16 protein-coding genes are annotated in these 19,356 nt (G+C 59.4%); 11 read left to right on the top strand and 5 right to left on the bottom strand.

Annotation, left to right across the window (positions count from 1 at the left end):
* Positions 1-21 precede the first annotated feature (21 nt).
* Complete coding sequence (gene mltB, locus PU683_RS08285; RefSeq protein WP_277171056.1) at positions 22-1,104, bottom strand: lytic murein transglycosylase B; 1,083 nt, start codon at positions 1,102-1,104, stop codon at positions 22-24.
* Between the two features lie 269 nt (positions 1,105-1,373).
* On the opposite strand from mltB, the gene srlA reads away from it, so the two are divergent.
* The 7 genes from srlA to gutQ all read left to right on the top strand — a co-directional run bounded on the left by srlA (position 1,374) and on the right by gutQ (position 6,831).
* Positions 1,374-1,934, top strand: a complete 561-nt coding sequence (srlA, locus tag PU683_RS08280) for a PTS glucitol/sorbitol transporter subunit IIC (protein ID WP_277171055.1) — start codon at positions 1,374-1,376, stop codon at positions 1,932-1,934.
* Positions 1,931-2,890, top strand: coding sequence for a PTS glucitol/sorbitol transporter subunit IIB (gene srlE / locus PU683_RS08275; RefSeq protein WP_277171054.1), 960 nt, complete (start codon positions 1,931-1,933; stop codon positions 2,888-2,890). Before srlA ends, srlE begins: the two co-directional genes overlap by 4 nt.
* Positions 2,891-2,900: 10 nt before the next feature.
* Complete coding sequence (gene srlB, locus PU683_RS08270; protein ID WP_277171053.1) at positions 2,901-3,263, top strand: PTS glucitol/sorbitol transporter subunit IIA; 363 nt, start codon at positions 2,901-2,903, stop codon at positions 3,261-3,263.
* A gap of 17 nt (positions 3,264-3,280) precedes the next feature.
* Positions 3,281-4,060, top strand: a complete 780-nt coding sequence (gene srlD / locus PU683_RS08265) for a sorbitol-6-phosphate dehydrogenase (protein WP_277171052.1) — start codon at positions 3,281-3,283, stop codon at positions 4,058-4,060.
* A 612-nt stretch (positions 4,061-4,672) separates the two neighbouring features.
* Entirely contained in the window at positions 4,673-5,032 is a 360-nt protein-coding gene (gene gutM / locus PU683_RS08260) for a transcriptional regulator GutM (RefSeq protein ID WP_277171051.1), read from the top strand.
* 67 nt (positions 5,033-5,099) lie between these two features.
* Entirely contained in the window at positions 5,100-5,873 is a 774-nt protein-coding gene (gene srlR / locus PU683_RS08255) for a glucitol operon DNA-binding transcriptional repressor SrlR (RefSeq protein ID WP_277171050.1), read from the top strand.
* Positions 5,866-6,831 (top strand): arabinose-5-phosphate isomerase GutQ, encoded by a 966-nt coding sequence (gene gutQ, locus PU683_RS08250; protein WP_277171049.1) that lies wholly within the window; start codon positions 5,866-5,868, stop codon positions 6,829-6,831. Before srlR ends, gutQ begins: the two co-directional genes overlap by 8 nt.
* A gap of 133 nt (positions 6,832-6,964) precedes the next feature.
* On the opposite strand, the gene hypF is transcribed toward gutQ, so the two are convergent.
* The 4 genes from hypF to PU683_RS08230 all read right to left on the bottom strand — a co-directional run bounded on the left by hypF (position 6,965) and on the right by PU683_RS08230 (position 13,121).
* The gene (gene hypF, locus PU683_RS08245; RefSeq protein WP_277171048.1) at positions 6,965-9,238 is read right to left on the bottom strand and encodes a carbamoyltransferase HypF; all 2,274 of its coding nucleotides are present in this window, start codon (positions 9,236-9,238) and stop codon (positions 6,965-6,967) included.
* Between the two features lie 4 nt (positions 9,239-9,242).
* Positions 9,243-11,393: a formate dehydrogenase subunit alpha gene (gene fdhF, locus PU683_RS08240; protein ID WP_277171047.1), complete on the bottom strand. Its 2,151-nt coding sequence runs from the start codon at positions 11,391-11,393 to the stop codon at positions 9,243-9,245.
* Between the two features lie 35 nt (positions 11,394-11,428).
* Positions 11,429-11,974 (bottom strand): electron transport protein HydN, encoded by a 546-nt coding sequence (gene hydN, locus PU683_RS08235; RefSeq protein ID WP_277174238.1) that lies wholly within the window; start codon positions 11,972-11,974, stop codon positions 11,429-11,431.
* 133 nt (positions 11,975-12,107) lie between these two features.
* Positions 12,108-13,121 carry a LacI family DNA-binding transcriptional regulator gene (locus PU683_RS08230; RefSeq protein ID WP_277171046.1) on the bottom strand — a complete coding sequence of 338 codons (1,014 nt, stop codon included), beginning with the start codon at positions 13,119-13,121 and terminating at the stop codon, positions 12,108-12,110.
* A gap of 263 nt (positions 13,122-13,384) precedes the next feature.
* On the opposite strand from PU683_RS08230, the gene ascF reads away from it, so the two are divergent.
* The 4 genes from ascF (at position 13,385) to PU683_RS08210 (ending at position 19,200) form a co-directional block, all read left to right on the top strand.
* Positions 13,385-14,827 (top strand): PTS cellobiose/arbutin/salicin transporter subunit IIBC, encoded by a 1,443-nt coding sequence (gene ascF, locus PU683_RS08225; protein WP_277171045.1) that lies wholly within the window; start codon positions 13,385-13,387, stop codon positions 14,825-14,827.
* A gap of 20 nt (positions 14,828-14,847) precedes the next feature.
* Positions 14,848-16,272, top strand: coding sequence for a 6-phospho-beta-glucosidase (locus PU683_RS08220; RefSeq protein ID WP_277171044.1), 1,425 nt, complete (start codon positions 14,848-14,850; stop codon positions 16,270-16,272).
* A gap of 135 nt (positions 16,273-16,407) precedes the next feature.
* Positions 16,408-17,301 (top strand): SDR family oxidoreductase, encoded by an 894-nt coding sequence (locus PU683_RS08215; RefSeq protein WP_277171043.1) that lies wholly within the window; start codon positions 16,408-16,410, stop codon positions 17,299-17,301.
* An 84-nt stretch (positions 17,302-17,385) separates the two neighbouring features.
* The gene (locus PU683_RS08210; protein ID WP_277171042.1) at positions 17,386-19,200 is read left to right on the top strand and encodes a glycoside hydrolase family 15 protein; all 1,815 of its coding nucleotides are present in this window, start codon (positions 17,386-17,388) and stop codon (positions 19,198-19,200) included.
* The last annotated feature ends 156 nt before the right edge of the window (positions 19,201-19,356 follow it).

The raw sequence follows: 19,356 nt of genomic DNA, 5'->3' as shown, positions 1-19,356 counted from the left end.
CCCGCAGGAGGGGAAAGGGGCTTACTGAATACGCGCCAGCGCAACTGCCTGGCCTAGCTGCCAGACCGCCATCGCGTAGTGGGTGCTGTGGTTGTAGCGGGTGATGGTGTAGAAGTTCGGCAAACCGTACCAGTACTCATATCCGGTGCCGACATCAAGGCGCAACAGGCTCGCCTGCTGATGATCGCCCAACGGCTGCTGCGGTGTCAGACCCGCCGCCGCCAGTTGCCCAATGCTGTAGTTAGTTTTGAAGCCGTTCGCCAGACCCGGAGCCTGGCCGTTAGCCGGAACCGCCACCTGGTCGCCCTTCACCCAGCCGTGCTGTTTGAAGTAGTTAGCCACGCTGCCAATCGCATCCACCGGGTCCCACAGGTTGATATGCCCGTCGCCATTGAAGTCCACCGCGTACTGCTTATAGGAGGAGGGCATAAACTGACCGTAGCCCATCGCACCGGCGAAAGAGCCTTTCAGCTCCAGCGGATCGTCGCTCTCATCGCGCGCCATCAGCAGGAAGGTCTCCAGCTCGCTGGCGAAATAGTCTGCACGCCTTGGGTAGTCAAAGGCCAGCGTCGCCAGCCCGTCGAGAATGCGGGTTTTGCCCATCACACGGCCCCAGCGCGTTTCAACGCCGATAATGCCAACGATAATTTCCGGCGGTACGCCGTAGACACGCCAGGCGCGGTCGAGGGCGTCCTGATACTGGTTCCAGAAGGCGACACCGTTCTGCACATTATCCGGCGTGATGAACTGCTTGCGATAGCGTAGCCAGGCACCATTTGGCCCGGTTGGACCCGCAGTCGTCGGCGCCTGTTTATCCATCAGGCGCAACACGTAATCAAGACGTTTGGCTTGCGAGAGGATCTCATGCAACTGCTGACGATCAAATCCATGCTTGCTCACCATGGCATCAATAAAGCGCGCTGCCGCCGGGTTATTGGCAAAGTCGCCGCCGCTCATCACCACCTCATGCTGCGGCTTAAGCAGAAAGCCGCCGGATGGCGCGGGGGAAACGGTCTGGGGAGCTTCTGCGAGCGGGGGTTTACTGCTACAGGCACAGAGCACAACAAACGCGGGTAATAACGCCGCGTAACAACGCTTCAACATGGGATATCCACTTAAACGAATTCAGCCAGGGGGCAAGTATGGTAAAGCATTTCCCCGCCGACAAGGAAGCGCGGCATCACCTGCGTAGAGGATCGCATTTCCCCTGTATCCCCTCCCCTTTTCACTCATTTAAAACCGAAGCACCTCGCAAAAACTTTCAAAATGATCCTTTTTTCTTTCATAATGAGATCCAAATAACACATTAAGACCTTTCATCATGATTATGATAGCGCCCGGTGACATAACAAAAACCCCTACAGGAGAGAACAATGGAAACCATCACGCATGGTGCCGAATGGTTCATCGGGCTGTTTCAGAAAGGCGGTGAAGTTTTTACCGGCATGGTGACCGGTATTCTGCCGCTGCTGATAAGCCTGCTGGTGATCATGAACGCGCTGATTAATTTTATTGGCCAACACCGCATCGAAAAACTTGCCCAGAGCTGCGCGGGCAACCCCCTCACCCGCTACTTGCTGCTGCCCTGCATCGGCACATTTGTGTTCTGTAACCCGATGACGTTAAGCCTCGGGCGCTTTATGCCGGAGAGGTACAAGCCGAGCTACTACGCCGCCGCCTCCTACAGCTGCCACTCAATGAACGGCCTGTTTCCACATATCAACCCCGGTGAGCTGTTCGTCTACCTCGGTATCGCCAGCGGCCTCACCACCCTTGGCTTACCCCTCGGCCCACTGGCGGTGAGCTACCTGCTGGTAGGCCTGGTGACCAACTTTTTCCGTGGCTGGGTGACCGATCTCACCACCCGCATTTTTGAGCGAAAAATGGGCATTCAGCTTGCACAAGAGGTTCACCTCGCCGGAGCAAAATCATGAGTCGAATCATTATTGAAAAAGGTGCCGGCGGCTGGGGCGGCCCGCTGGAGATCGATGCGAGCACGGAGAGGAAGATCGTCTATATCACGGCGGGCACGCGTCCGGCGATCGTCGACAAGCTGGCGCAGCTGACCGGCTGGCAGGCGGTGGACGGCTTTAAAGAGGGCGAACCGCCGGAAGAGGAGATCGGCGTGGCGGTGATCGACTGCGGCGGCACGCTGCGCTGCGGCATCTACCCCAAGCGCCGTATTCCAACCGTCAATATCCACGCGACGGGCAAATCGGGGCCGCTGGCGCAATACATCCTTGAAGATATCTATGTCTCCGGTGTGAAAGAGGAGAACATCCGGCTTGATGGGAACGCGCCTGCTGCCGGAAAGCCACAGGCGCGGGATTACGACACCACGAAAAAGATCACCGAGCAGAGCGATGGCCTGCTGGCGAAAGTCGGGATGGGCATGGGCTCGGCGGTGGCGGTGCTGTTCCAGGCCGGACGCGACACCATTGATACGGTGCTGAAAACCATCCTGCCGTTTATGGCCTTCGTCTCGGCGCTGATCGGCATCATCATGGCTTCCGGGCTGGGCGACTGGATTGCTCACGGCCTCGCGCCGCTGGCCAGCCACCCGCTTGGTCTGGTGACGCTGGCGCTCATTTGCTCCTTTCCGCTGCTCTCACCCTTTCTTGGCCCGGGCGCGGTTATCGCTCAGGTCATCGGCGTGCTGATTGGCGTGCAGATAGGCCAGGGGCATATCCCTCCGCACCTTGCGCTACCAGCCCTGTTCGCGATTAACGCTCAGGCCGCTTGCGACTTTATTCCCGTGGGCCTGTCGCTGGCCGAAGCTCGTCAGGAGACGGTGCGCGTCGGCGTCCCTTCTGTGCTGGTGAGCCGCTTTTTAACCGGCGCGCCAACGGTGCTGATCGCCTGGTTCGTCTCCGGTTTTATCTATCAATAAGGGGTGATGTATGACCGTTATCTATCAAACCACCATAACCGAAATTGGCGAAAGCGCGCCGGAGGCGCTCAGCGACAACATGCTGATCACCTTCCGTGAAGGCGCCCCTGCCGATGTCGCCGAGTTCTGTTTTATCCATAACCACGGCCCGCTCTGCGGCTCGCTGCTGCCGGGCGCGCAGTTTACGCTCGGTGAAAAGCACTACCCCGTGACCGCCGTCGGCGAGGTCGCCGAGCAGAATTTGCGCGAGCTGGGCCATATCACCCTGCGTTTCGATGGGCAGACGCAGGCGGAGTTTCCGGGCACGGTGCACGTCGCCGGTCCGGTGCCGGACGCTATCGCGCCGGGCTGCATTTTAAAATTTGTCGCTTAAGGTCAAAGGAGAAGAGTATGAAACAGGTTGCCGTTGTCATTGGTGGAGGACAGACCCTCGGGGCGTTCCTCAGCCGTGGGCTTGCCGCAGAAGGGTACCGCGTGGCGGTTGTCGATATTCAGAGTGATAAAGCGGCAACGGTCGCAAATGAAATCAATAGCGAGTATGGCGAAGGGATGGCCTATGGCTTTGGTGCCGACGCCACCAGCGAGCAAAGCGTACTGGCGTTGGCGCGCGGCGTCGATGAAATTTTTGGCCGCACCGATCTGCTGGTCTACAGCGCCGGGATCGCCAAAGCGGCGTTTATCAGCGACTTTGCGCTGGGGGATTTTGACCGCTCGTTGCAGGTCAACCTGGTGGGCTATTTCCTCTGTGCCCGCGAGTTCGCCAAATTGATGATCCGTGATGGCATCCAGGGGCGCATTATCCAGATCAACTCCAAGTCCGGCAAAGTGGGCAGCAAGCACAACTCCGGCTACAGCGCGGCGAAGTTCGGCGGCGTGGGGCTGACGCAATCTCTGGCGCTCGATCTGGCGGAGTATGGCATTACCGTGCACTCGCTGATGCTCGGCAACCTGCTGAAGTCGCCAATGTTCCAGTCGCTGATCCCGCAATACGCCAGCAAGCTCGGTATTCCGGCGGAAGAGGTCGAGCAGCATTACATTGATAAAGTGCCGCTGAAACGCGGCTGCGATTATCAGGATGTGCTGAACGTGCTGATGTTTTACGCCAGCCCGAAAGCCTCCTACTGTACCGGCCAGTCAATCAACGTCACCGGCGGTCAGGTGATGTTCTGATCGAGCCCAGGCGCCTGATAGCGCTACGCTTATCAGGCCTGCAGGGTTGTGCAGTTGAAGTGAGTCTGTGGTTTTATAGGCCGGATAAGGCGTCAGCCGCCATCCGGCAAACCGTGCATACCAACGCCTGATGGCGCTGCGCTTATCAGGCCTACAGGGTTCAGCAATTTATCCTGGACTGGGTTTGCGTAGGCCGGATAAGGCGTCAGCTGCCATCCGGCAAACCGTGCGCACCAACGCTTGATGGCGCTACGCTTATCAGGCCTACAGGGTTCAGCAATTTATCCTGGACTGGGTTTTCGTAGGCCGGATAAGGCGTCAGCCGCCATCCGGCAAACCGTGCGTACCAACGCCTGATGGCGCTGCGCTTATCAGGCCTACGGTTCAGCGGTTTATGTGGACTGGGTTTTCGTAGGCCGGATAAGGCGTCAGCCGCCATCCGGCAAACCGTGCGCACCACTGCCTGATGGCGCTGCGCTTATCAGGCCTACAGGGTTCAGCAATTTATCCTGGACTGGGTTTGCGTAGGCCGGAAGGCGTGGCCTCCATCCGGCAACCATACGCATAACTGCACCATGCCGTTCTGCTGTATCGCATTTAAAGGAGACACCGATGGTTTCATCCCTTATCACGCTCGCCGTCATCGCCTGGCTCAGCCAGCTGGCGCTTGGTGGCTGGCAAATCCGCCAGTTCAATAAAGCTTTTGACGCACTCTGCCAGCGCGGACGCGTTGGCGTTGGTCGCTCGGGCGGGCGCTTCAAACCCCGCGTGGTGCTGGCGGTGGCCTTCGATCAACACGATCGCGTCAGCGACACGCTACTGATGCGCGGCCTGACGGTTTTTGCCCGCCCGACCAAAATTGAGCGCTTAATCGGTGTTAAAAGAGAGGAATTAGAGCCCGATGTGATCTTTCCCCATGATCCCGGCTGTCAGAATGCTCTATCATTGGCGCTTAAAATGAAACATGGATAATTTCGTTGTGAACGCTAATAGCTTGCGAAATTATCATTTCGCAACGTAACGCAGGATAACTTCGCCTATGAAACCACGTCAGCGTCAGGCGGCAATTCTTGAGCATCTGCAGAAGCAGGGAAAGTGTTCTGTTGAAGAGCTGGCGCACCACTTTGATACCACCGGGACAACTATCCGCAAAGATCTGGTCGCGCTGGAGCAGTCCGGCGCGGTGATCCGCACTTACGGCGGGGTGGTGCTGAATAAAGATGAGGCCGATCCGCCGATCGATCACAAAACGTTGATCAACACCGTGCAGAAAGGGCTGATTGCCGAAGCGGCCGTCGGCTACATCCACGACGGCGACTCGATAATCCTCGATGCGGGCAGCACGGTGCTGCAAATGGTGCCGCTGCTCAGCCACTTCAATAACATCACCGTGATGACCAACAGCCTGCATATCGTTAACGCCCTTTCGGAGCTGGATAACGAACAGACCATCCTGATGCCCGGCGGGACATTCCGTAAAAAATCAGCCTCTTTCCACGGTCAGCTGGCAGAGAACGCCTTTGAGCAATTCAGCTTCGACAAGCTCTTTATGGGCACCGACGGCATCGATCTTAACGCCGGGGTGACCACCTTTAATGAGGTCTTCACGGTCAGTAAAGCGATGTGCAACGCCGCCCGCGAGGTGATCCTGATGGCAGACTCCTCCAAGTTTGGCCGTAAAAGCCCCAATATTGTCTGCAGCCTTGAGAGCGTCGATAAACTGATTACCGACGCCGGGATCCCGCCGGAGGTTCGCGCCGCGCTGGAAGAGAAAGGAATCGATGTGATTATTGCCGGAGAAGAAAATGCGTGACTCTTTTATTAACGCCGCACGCCAGGCGCTGCTGCTGGAGCTACAGGAAGCAAGCCGCCTGCCGGAGCGCCTCGGCGACGATTTTGTCCGCGCCGCTGAAACGGTGCTGAACTGCAAAGGCAAAGTGATTGTCTCCGGTATCGGTAAGTCCGGGCATATCGGCAAGAAGATCGCTGCCACCTTTGCCAGCACCGGCACCCCGGCCTTTTTTGTCCACCCGGCAGAGGCGCTGCACGGCGATCTCGGCATGATCGAGAGCCGCGATGTGATGCTGTTTATCTCTTACTCCGGCTCGGCAAAAGAGCTGGATCTGATCCTGCCGCGTCTTGATGAAAAAGCCGTCACGCTGCTGGCGATGACCGGTAAATCGCGTTCGCCGCTGGCGCTTGCCGCCCACGCTGTGCTGGATATCGCCGTTGAGCGCGAAGCCTGCCCGATGCATCTCGCCCCCACTTCGAGCACCGTCAACACGCTGATGATGGGCGATGCGCTGGCAATTGCGGTGATGCAGGCGCGCGGCTTTGACGAAGAGGATTTTGCCCGCTCCCATCCGGCGGGTGCCCTTGGCGCACGGCTGCTGAACAAAGTGCATCATCTGATGCGCAAAGCAGACCAGGTGCCGCAGGTGATGCTGACCACCAGCGTTATGGATGCGATGCTGGAGCTGAGCCGCACCGGGCTGGGCCTGGTGGCAGTTTGCGACGACGCGCGCCACGTGCACGGCGTGTTTACCGATGGCGACCTGCGCCGCTGGCTGGTGGCGGGCGGCGCCTTAACCGCAGCGGTCAGCGAGGCGATGACGCCGGGCGGCATCACCCTTGAAGCCAGCAGCCGCGCGGTGGATGCCAAAGAGCGCCTGATGCAGCGCAAAATCGCCGCCGCGCCGGTGGTGGATGACTCAGGTGAACTTGTCGGTGCCATCAACCTGCAGGACTTTTACCAGGCCGGTATTCTCTAGCCCTTCAGAGGAGGCTTAGCCAGCCGCTGGCAGGTGAAACCCACCGCGCTGACCTGCCGGGAACCTCACTCCCACGCCGCTGGCATGGGAGTTAAAGCGCTCAACGCTAACGCGAAGCGGCGCGCGTTTGGGGTCAGTGAATGTCGCACAAAAGGGGTCTTTGCGCTGCGGAAGGCGCTGGAGCAACAGCCCGCGCCGCCGCTACCAGCCCCTGACCGAAGGCGATGCCGCCATCCCCGGCCGGAAGCTGGTGGGGAAAGAGCAGCGTAAAGTCAGCCAGGTAGTGCCGTAAGCGGGCTTTTAACAGGCGGTTATGCAGCACGCCGCCGCTGAAAACCAGCGTGGAAATGCCGAGCTTGCGGGCCTGCTCGCGTGCAAGCCGGGCAAAGCCGCACGCCAGCGCATCGTGAAACGCCCACGCCCGTGCGGGTGGTGTCGCCTGCCAGCCCAGCCACGTCTGCCAGAAGGTCGCCAGATCGAGCTGGTTGCCGCGAAGCGGCATCTTAACCGGGTGAGCAGCCTCAGCCGCCCTTGCCGCCAGCGCCTCCAGCTGGCAGGCGGCCTCCCCTTCATAGCTAAGCTGCTCTGGCGCGCAGCCGAGCGCGCAGGCCACCGCGTCAAACAGGCGTCCGCAGGATGAGGCCTGTGGGGCATTGATTCCACGCGCCATCGCTCTCTCCAGCACCGGCCAGTTCTGCTGCCGGATAAGCGCCGTTTCCGGATAGTCCTGCCACGCCTCAACAAAGGCCAGCATCTGCGCCAGCAGATTACGCCACGGCTGGCGCGCGGCAAGATCGCCCCCCGGCAGCGCCACCGCTGGCAGGCCGCCGAGATGCTCGCAGTCGCGGTAGTTGACCCGCAAACACTCCCCGCCCCACAGCGCACCGCCCTCGCCCATGCCGATACCATCAAGGGTGATGGCAATCACATCCCCCCCCTCGAGCGGCCAGCCATGCTCGCCAAGACAGGCGGCGGCATGGGCATGGTGATGCAGCACGGTTTGAAGCGGCAGACCAGTACGTTCCGCCCAGCTATGGGTGCGGTAAGCTGGATGGGCGTCAATCACCACCTGCTGCGGGGTGAAATCGTAGATCTGCTGCATCAGGTGCAGCGCGTTTTGCCACTGCGCCTCGACGCCCTCATCGGTTAAATCACCGAAATGTTGCCCCGGCACAGCGCGATCCCCGCGCAACAGGCAGAAGGTGTTTTTCATCTCTGCGCCCAGGCAGAGCAGCGGCGGAATATCACGAAAGCCCGGCGGCAGCGGCAGCGCATCCGGCACATAGCCCCTGGCGCGCCGCAGCATCTCGCCGCTCGCCCGCACTACGGAGTCATCCATGCGCTGCACAATATCGCGGTTATGCAGCAGAAAACCGTCAACCATCGACGCCAGCTCAGCCTGCGCGGCAGCGTTGGTGAGCGCTGGCGGTTTACCGCTGAGGTTGCCGGAGGTCATCACCAGCGGGCGCTGTAACGCCTGCGCCAGCAGATGCTGCACCGGGTTTGAGGGTAGCATGACGCCCGTCTCATCAAGCCCTGGCGCAATGGCATCGCACAGGCCGCTGACGCTTGCGCTCTCCACCAGCACAATCGGCGCGGCGGGCGTTGCCAACAGACGCTGCGCGTCAGGGGAGAGCCCATCGCTGGTGGCCAGCATCACCGCCAGCGGCCTGGTCGGGCGTTTTTTTCGCGCGCGCAGATAGAGCACGGCGGCCTCGTTGCCCGCATCGCAGACAAGATGGAACCCGCCGAGGCCTTTCACCGCCACCACGCCGCCGCTTTTAATCAGCGCCACCGCCATCTGCAACGCCTCTTCGCCCGTCGCCCGGTAGCTCGCATCCTGCCAGCTCAGCTGTGGCCCGCAGTCGCCGCAGGCCACCGGCTGGGCATGAAAGCGCCTGTCCAGCGGGTTGCGGTACTCCGCTTCGCAGGCCGGACAGAGGGGAAACGCCGCCATCACCGTCAACGGGCGGTCATAGGGCATAGCGTTGATTATAGTGAAACGCGGCCCGCAGTGGGTGCAGTTGATAAAGGGGTAACGGTAGCGGCGCTCGGCGGGGTTGAACATCTCCGTCAGGCAGTCAGGACAGGTTGCGGCATCAGGAACAATCTGCGTATCCATTGCCCCGCCCGCGCTGTCACGGATGGTGAAGGCCTGCGGTAAAACAGGCCAGTGAAAGGGGCGCTGCTCAACGCGATCGATGCGCGCCAGCGGCGGGCAGCGCTGGTGCAGCAGAGTGAGGAAGGCCTGCGCGTCGCCAGCGAGACGTATCTCTACGCCCTGTGCGTCGTTACAGACATCGCCATTCAGCGCCAGCTGCTGCGCCAGCTGCCAGACAAAGGGGCGGAAGCCCACCCCCTGCACTTTTCCATAAACGCGTAAGCAAACCCCAGGGCTTTGGCTCATATCATCACTGCAGCGCCGCATCGCGCAGGCGCGTCTTCATCTGTTGATAGGTGCGCTGAGTGTACGCTTCGGCCCAGGACTGATCGTTGATCGCACTCACCCGTACCGCGCAATATTTGGTCTCCGGCGTTTTCGATATCGGATCCAGATTATCCTGCGTCAACTCGTTACAGGCGCCAATCCACCACTGGTAGGTCATATAGACGCTGCCCGGGTTAATGCGCTCGCTGACATCCGCGCGGGTGATCACCTTCCCGCGACGCGACTCCACCCACACCAGTTGACGGTCACGGATGCCCAGCGCCCCGGCATCCTGCGGGTTAATCTGCACAAAGCCCGGCTCATCGGCGAGGGTTTGCAGCGCCGCGCAGTTGCCGGTCATTGAGCGGCAGGAGTAGTGCCCCACTTCACGCACGGTGCAGAGCACCAGCGGGAATTCGCTGTCCGGCCGCTCGGCGGGCGCGCGCCACGGCGCGGCGAAGAGGTGGCCTTTACCATCCGGCGTATCGAACTTATTGTCGTGGTAGAGGTAAGGCGTGCCGGGGTGATCGAGCGTCGGGCACGGCCACTGAACATGCCCCATATTGCCCATCTTCTCGTAGGTGACGCCATAAAAGAGCGGGCAGAGTGCGCGCAGTTCATCCCAAATCTGCTGATTGTTGTCGTAGTGCATCGGGTAACCCATTTCGGTGGCGATCAGGCTGATAATTTCCCAGTCACGCTTGACGTTATAGGTTGGCTCAATCGCTTTTTCGAAACGCTGGAAGCCGCGGTCGGCGCAGGTAAAGACACCGCCATGCTCACCCCATGAGGTGGCGGGCAGCAGCACGTCTGCCTGCTCGGCGGTTTTGGTCATAAAGATGTCCTGCACCACGATAAAGTCGAGGGCATCAAAGCCTTTACGCACCAGGCCTAAGTCCGCTTCGGTCTGCAGTGGATCTTCACCCATGATGTAGTAGGCTTTCACTTTGCCCTCCAGCGCCAGGTGCGGCACTTCGGTAATGCGCACACCCACCTGATCATCCATCACTGCCGGATCGATCACCCAGGCCTCGGCGAATTTCGCCCGTACCTGCGGGTCAACCACATCCTGATAACCGGGGAACTGGTTCGGGATGACGCCCATATCGCAGGCGCCCTGCACGTTGTTCTGCCCGCGTACCGGGCCAACGCCGACATGTTCGCGACCGAGGTTGCCGGTGAGGAGCGCAAGGCTGGAGAGCCCTTTTACCACATCCACCGCCTGACCAAACTGCGTTACGCCCATGCCCCACATAATGGTGGCAGAGGGGGCAGCGGCAAAGGTGCGCATCGCCTGGCGCACCTGTTTTGCCGGCACGCCGGTAAGATGTTCCACCGCTTCCGGGGCGTACTCTTTCACCGTCTCCCGGTAGGCATCCAGCCCGGTGGTGAAGCTGGCGACATAATCTTTGTCATACAGCTCCTCTTCAAGCAGCACGTAACCAAAAGCGTTGACCAGCGCCATATTGCAGCCGTTTTTCAGTTGCAGGTGCTGGTCAGCGATACGCGCCGTCTCGATCCGACGTGGGTCGCAGACGATAATTTTCGCGCCATTTTGCCGCGCTTTAATCACTCTTCGCGCCACGATAGGGTGTGAATCGGCGCAGTTGTAGCCAAATATCAGCAGACAGCGCGAGTTTTCAATATCACTGATGGAGTTGCTCATCGCGCCATTGCCAAGGGTCTCCTGCAACCCGGCAACAGAAGGGCCGTGGCAGACGCGGGCGCAGCAGTCGACATTGTTGGTATTGAGCACGCCACGGGCGAACTTCTGCATCACATAGTTGGTTTCGTTCCCCGTCCCGCGTGATGAACCGGTGGTCATAATGGCGCGCGGGCCGAACTGGGCTTTGATCTCACTCAGTCGTTTAGCGGTATAGCGGATTGCCTCATCCCAGCTGACCGGCGTGAGCTTGCCCCCTTTTTGGTAGCGGATCATCGGTTGCGTCAGGCGCGGAGTAAGCAGTTTGGTGTCGTTGAGGAAATCCCAACCGTAGTAGCCTTTCAGGCAGAGTTCATTCTGGTTGGTATGGCCGTCGGCCGCTTCCGCGCGGATGATTTTTCCATTATCAACAACCAGTTTCAGCTTGCAGCCCGCGCCGCAGTATGGGCAAACACTTGTGATCTTCTTCATCAGTAACAGACCTGTTAAAAGTGAAAGTAAAGGGGTTAGAACGTCAGGGAGAGAGAGCTGTCGAGCGCGGCGCGACGCCGTTTTTCCGCGCTCATCTGCTCCAGCACATTACGATCGATGCAGACCAGCGCCTTGGTCGGGCAGGCCTGAATGCAGGCCGGGCCGCTCTCGCTGTGGTGGCAGAGATCGCACTTATTGGCTTCGGCTTTTTCCGCCCGCACATTGAGGCCCGCACCGCTGTGGCGAATAACCGGCCGCACGACCACCTCCATCGCGCCATAGGGGCAGGCAACCACGCAGGTTTTACACCCGATGCAGCGCTCCTGCATCACATGCACAAAACCTTCATCGCGGCGGATCGCGCCGTTCGGACAGACATTGGCACAGGGCGCGTCTTCGCATTGACGACACATGGTCGCCGTCGACACATTGACGCCTTTCACCACGTGAATACGCGGCAGGAAAGTTTCCGGGGTGAGCGCCGCGCAGTCGCGATCCGCCTGATGGGAGACCACGCAGGCCACCTCGCAGGTACGGCAGCCAATGCATTTTGCGGCGTCGGCCATAATAAATCGGTTCATCATTTTCTCCAGCTGAGAGCCTTGTCCCGCTGAAGTATTCATAAAGTGTGCCACTTTTTAAGTGGCTGAATTTAATGATGTTAGTAGAAGCGCAGCGCTGTCATCGACAGAAGTGTCGATGACGGCAGACACATCAGGCGCAGGGGCCTGTGGTGATGGAGTCGCGCAGGATCAGCTCGCCAGGGAAGGTGGATTGCAGAGTAAAGTCGCCGCCATCGAGCATAAAGATCAGGCGGTTGATGGTCTCTTTGATCATGCCGGTGACCGGAATCTTGACGCTGGAGAGCGCCGGCACGGTGAAGGGCGCCATGGCGATATCATCAAACCCCACGACTGAAACCTGGCCGGGTATGGCGATGCCGCTGTCATGCAGCTGCTTGATAGCTCCCACCGCCATATCATCGTTGCTCGCTACCAGCGCGCTGAAAGAGACCTTGCGATCCAGCAGTTCACGCACGCCGAGCGCGCCGCTCTGCGGAGTCCATTTCCCTTCGACGATCAGCTCGTTACGCACCGCGATGCCCTGCTGTTGCAGCGCATCTTTGTAGCCCGATAAACGCTCAATACCGGTGGGCGAATCCAGCGAGCCGGTGATCAGTGCAATATCGCGGTGACCGCGCGCAATCAGCGCGGAGACCGCCTGCTGGCTGGCGGCGTGCTGATCGCAAAAGACGCAGTGGCTGAGATTTTTTCGCAGGCGGCGGTTGAGCACCACAATCGGCTGCGAGTGGCTGTCGATAATGGCATCCAGCTCGTCAACGCTGAGAAAACGCGGGTAGATGATGACGGCGTCGCAGCGCAGATCGAGCAGATACTGGATCGCCTGGCGCTCCTCTTCGGCGCTGTGTTTGCCATCCGCCAGCAGTAGCTGACGCCCTTTGTCTTCCGTCATGCGCGCTGTGTGGGAGAGCAGTTCGCTGAAGTAGACACCGTGATATAGGGTGTTAGTGACCACTAAGCCCAGCGTCTGGGTGCTGCTACTGGCAAGGCTGCGCGCCAGTAAGTTTGGCCGGTAGCCGCTTTCGCTGATCGCCTGAAAGACGCGGTTTTTTGTCTCTTCGCTGACGTAGCCTTTGCCCGTCAATACGCGTGAAACCGTGGCTTTTGACACCCCTGCCCGCTTAGCCACCTCCTGCATTGTCGCCATCTGTCCTGCTCCTGCAAATGTCCTGTGGCGAAGTGTACTTCAGCCACGCGGCGTATTGAAACAGTTAACCATCCGGCAAATAGCGCACATTTCTGTTTATCCGGTGATCTCTATCACGCTTTGGAAAAGTGGTTATTTTTAGATCTTGTTTCACCCGCATAAACTCATCATGATTTTGTGGAACCGGTTACCTATTTCATGTTTCATCGCCGCCTGGGCGTGCGATAAGTCATTACCCTATTGATTAAACAGGATAAAAAACAATGGCTAAGAACTATGCGGCGCTTGCCCACTCGGTGGTGGATGCGCTGGGCGGTGTCGATAACATTGCCGCCGTAACGCACTGCATGACGCGCCTGCGCTTCGTGGTGAAAGATGCAACGCGCATCGACAGCGCCACGCTGAAAAGCACAAGCGGCGTGATGGGCGTGGTACACAACGACAACCAGTGCCAGGTGATTATCGGTAACACGGTTTCGCAGGCGTTTCGTGAAGTGGTGAGCCTGCTGCCGCAGAATATGCAGCCCGTCGAGACGCAGACCAAACAAAAACTCACCTTGCGCCGCATCGGCGCAGGCATTCTCGATGCGCTGATTGGCACCATGTCACCGCTCATCCCGGCAATTATCGGCGGGTCGATGGTGAAGCTGCTGGCGATGGTGCTGGAGATGTCCGGCGCGCTGCCCAAAGGCTCCTCCACTCTGACGATCCTGACGGTGATTGGCGACGGTGCCTTCTTCTTCCTGCCGCTGATGGTTGCGGCTTCGGCAGCGGTGAAATTCAAAACCAACATGTCGCTGGCGATCGCCATTGCCGGTGTGCTGGTACACCCGAGCTTTATTGAACTGATGGCCAAAGCGGCGCAGGGCGAGCACGTCGAGTTCGCGCTGATCCCGGTTACCGCGGTGAAATATACCTACACGGTGATCCCGGCGCTGGTGATGACCTGGTGCCTCTCCTATATTGAACGCTGGGTCGATCGCATCACCCCGGCGGTGACGAAAAACTTCCTCAAGCCGATGCTGATTGTGCTGATTGCCGCGCCGCTGGCGATTGTGCTGATTGGCCCGCTCGGCATCTGGATTGGCAGCGCCATCTCCGCGCTGGTCTACACCATTCACGGCTATCTCGGCTGGCTCTCCGTTGCCATTATGGGCGCGCTGTGGCCGCTGCTGGTGATGACCGGTATGCATCGCGTCTTTACGCCCACAATCATTCAGACCATTGCCGAGACGGGTAAAGAGGGGATGGTGATGCCGTCGGAAATCGGCGCCAACCTGTCGCTTGGCGGCTCATCGCTGGCGGTGGCGTGGAAAACGAAAAACCCGGAATTGCGCCAGACGGCGATGGCGGCGGCGGCCTCGGCGATCCTCGCCGGCATCTCAGAACCGGCGCTCTATGGCGTGGCGGTTCGTCTGAAACGCCCGCTCATCGCAAGCCTGATTAGCGGCTTTATCTGCGGCGCGGTGGCCGGTATCGCCGGGCTTGCCAGCCACTCGATGGCGGCACCGGGACTATTTACCAGCGTGCAGTTCTTCGATCCGGCCAACCCGATGACCATTGTCTGGGTGTTTGGTGTGATGGCGCTGGCGGTCGTGCTGTCGTTTGTGCTGACGCTGCTGCTCGGCTTTGAGGATATTCCGGTCGAAGCGGAGAAAAACGCACCGACGGCACAGCCGGTAAATGTAAAAGAAGCACAAGCCTGATTAATAGAGCGAGGTAACGCATGGCTGTTTTTCCGCAAGGATTTTTATGGGGCGGCGCACTGGCCGCCAACCAGTCGGAAGGGGGATATCTGGAGGGCGGCAAAGGGCTGACCACCGTTGATATGATCCCGCACGGCGCGAACCGTCTGGCGGTAAAACTGGGGCAGGAGAAGCGTTTTGCCCTGCGCGACGATGAGTACTATCCCAGCCATGAGGCGATCGATTTTTACCATCGCTACAAAGAGGATATCGCCCTGATGGCGGAGATGGGCTTTACGGTGTTCCGCACCTCGATTGCCTGGAGCCGTCTCTACCCGAAAGGTGACGAATTAACGCCGAATGAAGAGGGAATCGCTTTCTATCGCGCGGTGTTTGCGGAGTGCAAAAAGTACAATATCGAACCGCTGGTGACGCTGTGCCACTTTGATGTGCCGATGCACCTGGTAACGGAGTATGGCTCCTGGCGTAATCGCAAGATGGTGGAGTTTTTCACCCGCTATGCCCGCACCTGTTTTGAAGCCTTCGACGGGCTGGTGAAGTACTGGCTCACCTTCAACGAAATCAACATCATGCTGCACAGCCCCTTCTCCGGGGCGGGGCTGGTGTTTGAAGAGGGCGAAAACCAGGATCAGGTGAAGTACCAGGCCGCGCATCATGAGCTGATCGCCAGCGCGCTGGCGACTAAAATCGCCCATGAAGTGAACCCGCAAAACCAGGTGGGCTGCATGCTGGCGGGCGGTAACTTCTACCCCTACTCCTGCAAACCAGCCGATGTCTGGACGGCGCTGGAGAAAGATCGTGAAAACCTCTTCTTTATCGATGTGCAGGCGCGCGGCAGCTACCCGGCCTACTCCGCCCGCGTATTCCGTGAGAAGGGGGTGCAGATTGTTAAAGAGGATGGCGATGATGCCATCCTGAAAAACACCGTCGATTTTGTCTCCTTCAGCTACTACGCCTCGCGCTGCGCCTCGGCAGAGATGAACGCGGCCAACACCAGCGCGGCGAATATCGTCAAATCTCTGCGCAACCCGCATGTTGAGGTGAGCGAATGGGGCTGGGGCATCGATCCGCTTGGCCTGCGCATCACCATGAACATGATGTATGACCGCTATCAGAAACCGCTCTTTTTAGTAGAGAACGGGCTGGGGGCGAAAGATGAGGTCGATGCAAACGGCGAGATCCATGATGATTACCGCATCAGCTACCTGCGTGAGCATATCCGCGCGATGGGCGATGCGATTGAAGATGGCATTCCGGTGATAGGGTACACCAGCTGGGGCTGCATCGATCTGGTGGCGGCCTCCACCGGCGAGATGAGCAAACGCTACGGCTTTGTCTATGTCGACCGCGACGACCAGGGCAACGGCACGCTGGCGCGCAGCCGCAAGAAATCCTTCTGGTGGTATAAGAAGGTGATCGCCAGCAACGGCGCGGATCTCGACTGATCCTGACGGCAGCGAAGACCCCCTTTTCGCTGCCGTTTTATTTCACATATTCCTGGTTTTCCTGCCCGTAACGTGACAACGCTCACATCTATGCCAGGCTTTAACACGTGTCTATATCACGTTTAAGGAGCAAGCATGGCAGAGCAAAACACTAAACAACCTTTAGCGCCGCACTACCCGACCCCTCCTTTTGCCGAGCAACCGCAAACGCCACCTGGCCTGGCCAGCAAGATGATTCCGGTGCCGGATCATGGCGAAACCAGCTATCGCGGTTCTGGCCGTTTGACCGGACGTAAAGCGCTGATCACCGGGGGTGACTCGGGTATTGGTCGCGCTGTCGCCATCGCCTATGCCCGTGAAGGGGCCGACGTGGCGATTAACTATCTGCCGGAAGAGGAGTCCGATGCGGCAGAAGTGATCAAACTGATTGAAGCGGAAGGCCGCAAAGCCATTGCCATTCCGGGCGATATCCGCTCCGAAGCCTTCTGCCAGCAGCTGGTAGAGAACGCCGTCCAGGGTCTTGGCGGGCTGGATATTCTGGTTAACAACGCTGGTCGCCAGCAGTTCAACGAATCGATCCTCACCCTGTCGACGGAAGATTTCGACGCCACCTTTAAGACCAACGTTTACGCGATGTTCTGGATCACCAAAGCGGCGGTGAAACACCTGCCGGAAGGGGCGAGCATCATCAACACCTCCTCGGTGCAGGCGTATCAGCCAAGCCCAATCCTGCTTGATTACGCGCAGACCAAAGCGTCGATTGTCGCCTTTACCAAATCGCTGGCGCAGCAGCTGGGTGAGAAAGGCATTCGCGTCAACGCTGTCGCGCCGGGTCCTTACTGGACGCCGCTACAGTCGAGTGGCGGCCAGCCGCAGGAGAAAGTGCAGCAGTTTGGTGCCAGCGCACCGCTGAAACGCCCCGGCCAGCCGGTTGAGATCGCACCGCTGTATGTGACTATGGCATCGCCGGAAAGCAGCTACAGCTCCGGCCAGGTGTGGTGTTCCGATGGGGGTACCGGTACGTTGTAAGGATTGCCCCAATCCTGCATCTCGTGGTCGCCGCCCGGCGGCCACGTCCGCTTCTCCCCTCCTCTCAACAGGACACAACAGACCGTGAAGAACGCGCAATACACTTCTCCCGTGCGGGAAAATGGCTTTGTCGAAGTGGGCGACTACGCGGCCATCGGCGAAGGTCGTTCCGTCGCGCTGATTGCGCCGGATGGCTCGATTGACTGGTGGTGCGCGCCCAATCTTGATTCTGCACCGCTATTCGACCGCCTGCTCGATCCGGGCATCGGCGGTTTTTTTCAGCTTGAGCCGGATGCGCCCTACCGCGTGACGCGGCGCTATCGCGATGACAGCAACGTGCTGGAAACCACCTTCACCACCGACAGCGGCAAAGTGCTCATTACCGAATCGATTAACAGTACGCTGGCGGGCCGTCTGCCGTGGAGCGAGCTGGCGCGGCGCATTGAAGGGGTTGAGGGGCGCGTGACGATGACGCTCTCCCTGCGCTTTGGTACACGGGCGGAAAGCTGCTCGCCGTGGCTTAACGAAACCGCGCATGGCAACGTCTACCATATCGCCGATCTGATGGCGATGCTGCGCACCAGCGAGGATGTGGCGCTCATCGATATCGATGATGAGCAGATCCACGGCACCTTTACGACGTCGCCTGAGAGCCGCACGCTGGTGGCGCTGCTGGTGACGGAGAAGGAGCCGCTGGCGGTGCCGGATCTGGCGGCGATTGATGAGCGGATCGAGACCAGCCATGCCGCGTGGGTCGACTGGTCACAAAGCCTCAGCTACCGCGGAGCGTATCAGGATCATGTCGGGCGCTCGGCGCTGGCGCTGAAGTTTCTCTGGTACTCACCGACCGGTGCGCTTGCCGCGGCGGCAACCACCTCGATCCCGGAAGGGATCGGCAAAGAGAAAAATTATGACTACCGCTATGCCTGGGTGCGCGATGCCTGCCTGATCATCAAAGCCTTCGCCTTTCTCGGCGCACTGGAGGAGTGTAAAGCCGCCTTCTCTTGGTTATCAAAAACCATTATTCGCCACGGTGTGCGGCTGCACGCCTGCTATACGCTCGAGGGCGAAGCGGTGCCCGCCGAGACTTATCCACCGCTGCGTGGCTACAAAGATTCGCGCCCGGTGCGCGTCGGCAATAACGCCCGCGATCAATTACAGCTGAGTATGTATGGCGACATGCTGGCAACGGCGCAGCTGTTTGTTAACGCCGGGCATGTGCTGGATTTACGTACCTCGCGTTTACTGGGCGAGCTGGCGAACTGCTGCGCCGATCACTGGCGGCAAAAGGATTGCGGAATCTGGGAACTGCCTGAGCATCAGCACTATACCCACTCCAAAATGGCCTGCTGGCTGGCGCTCGACCGCGCGGTAGAGATGGCACGCGAGAAGCATATTGAACCGACCTGGGTGGGTCGCTGGGAGCGCGAGCGCGACCGCATTCGTGACTGGGTTGAGGAGCACTGCTGGTCAGAGAGCAAACAGGCCTACCTATTTTATCCGCAAAGCGAGGATCGCCTCGACGCGTCACTGGCGCTGATGCACCGCTATGGCAACCGCGTCAACCCGCAGCGTATGTTATCCACCTACCGCGTCATCCGCGACGAGCTGGGCGACGGCTGCGCCATGACCTACCGCTACAGCGGCGTGCGGGAGGAGGAGAACACCTTCGTCGCCTGTTCGTTCTGGCTGGCGGAAGCCTGGGCGGCAATGGGTGAGATCGCGTGCGCCAAAACCGCGATGGAGGAGATCCTCAAGTGCATCTGCGATAAAGGCAACGTCGAAACCTTCAACGAGATGTTCGACGTGCGCACCGGAAAATGGAGCGGCAACCTGCCGCAGGGGTTAAGCCACCTGGCGCTGATCTGCGCCGCGCAGGCGATAACGGAGCACGCGTAAGGGGGGGATGTGCCGGATGACGGCCCTGCCTTACAAACGGTTCGGGTTGTGTAGGCCTGATAAGCGCAGCGCCATCAGGCATCAATCGGCGGTACTGCCGGATGGCGGCTAACGCCCTATCCGTCCCGGAGAACTATGGCTTTATGCGCGGAGGGC

Origin of the sequence: Candidatus Kosakonia sp. 282A-S69 (assembly GCF_029433855.1) — a bacterium.
Classification (GTDB): domain Bacteria; phylum Pseudomonadota; class Gammaproteobacteria; order Enterobacterales; family Enterobacteriaceae; genus Kosakonia; species Kosakonia cowanii_A.
Note: the sequence above shows the minus strand (reverse complement) of the source record. Positions and strands in the feature narration are given on the sequence as shown.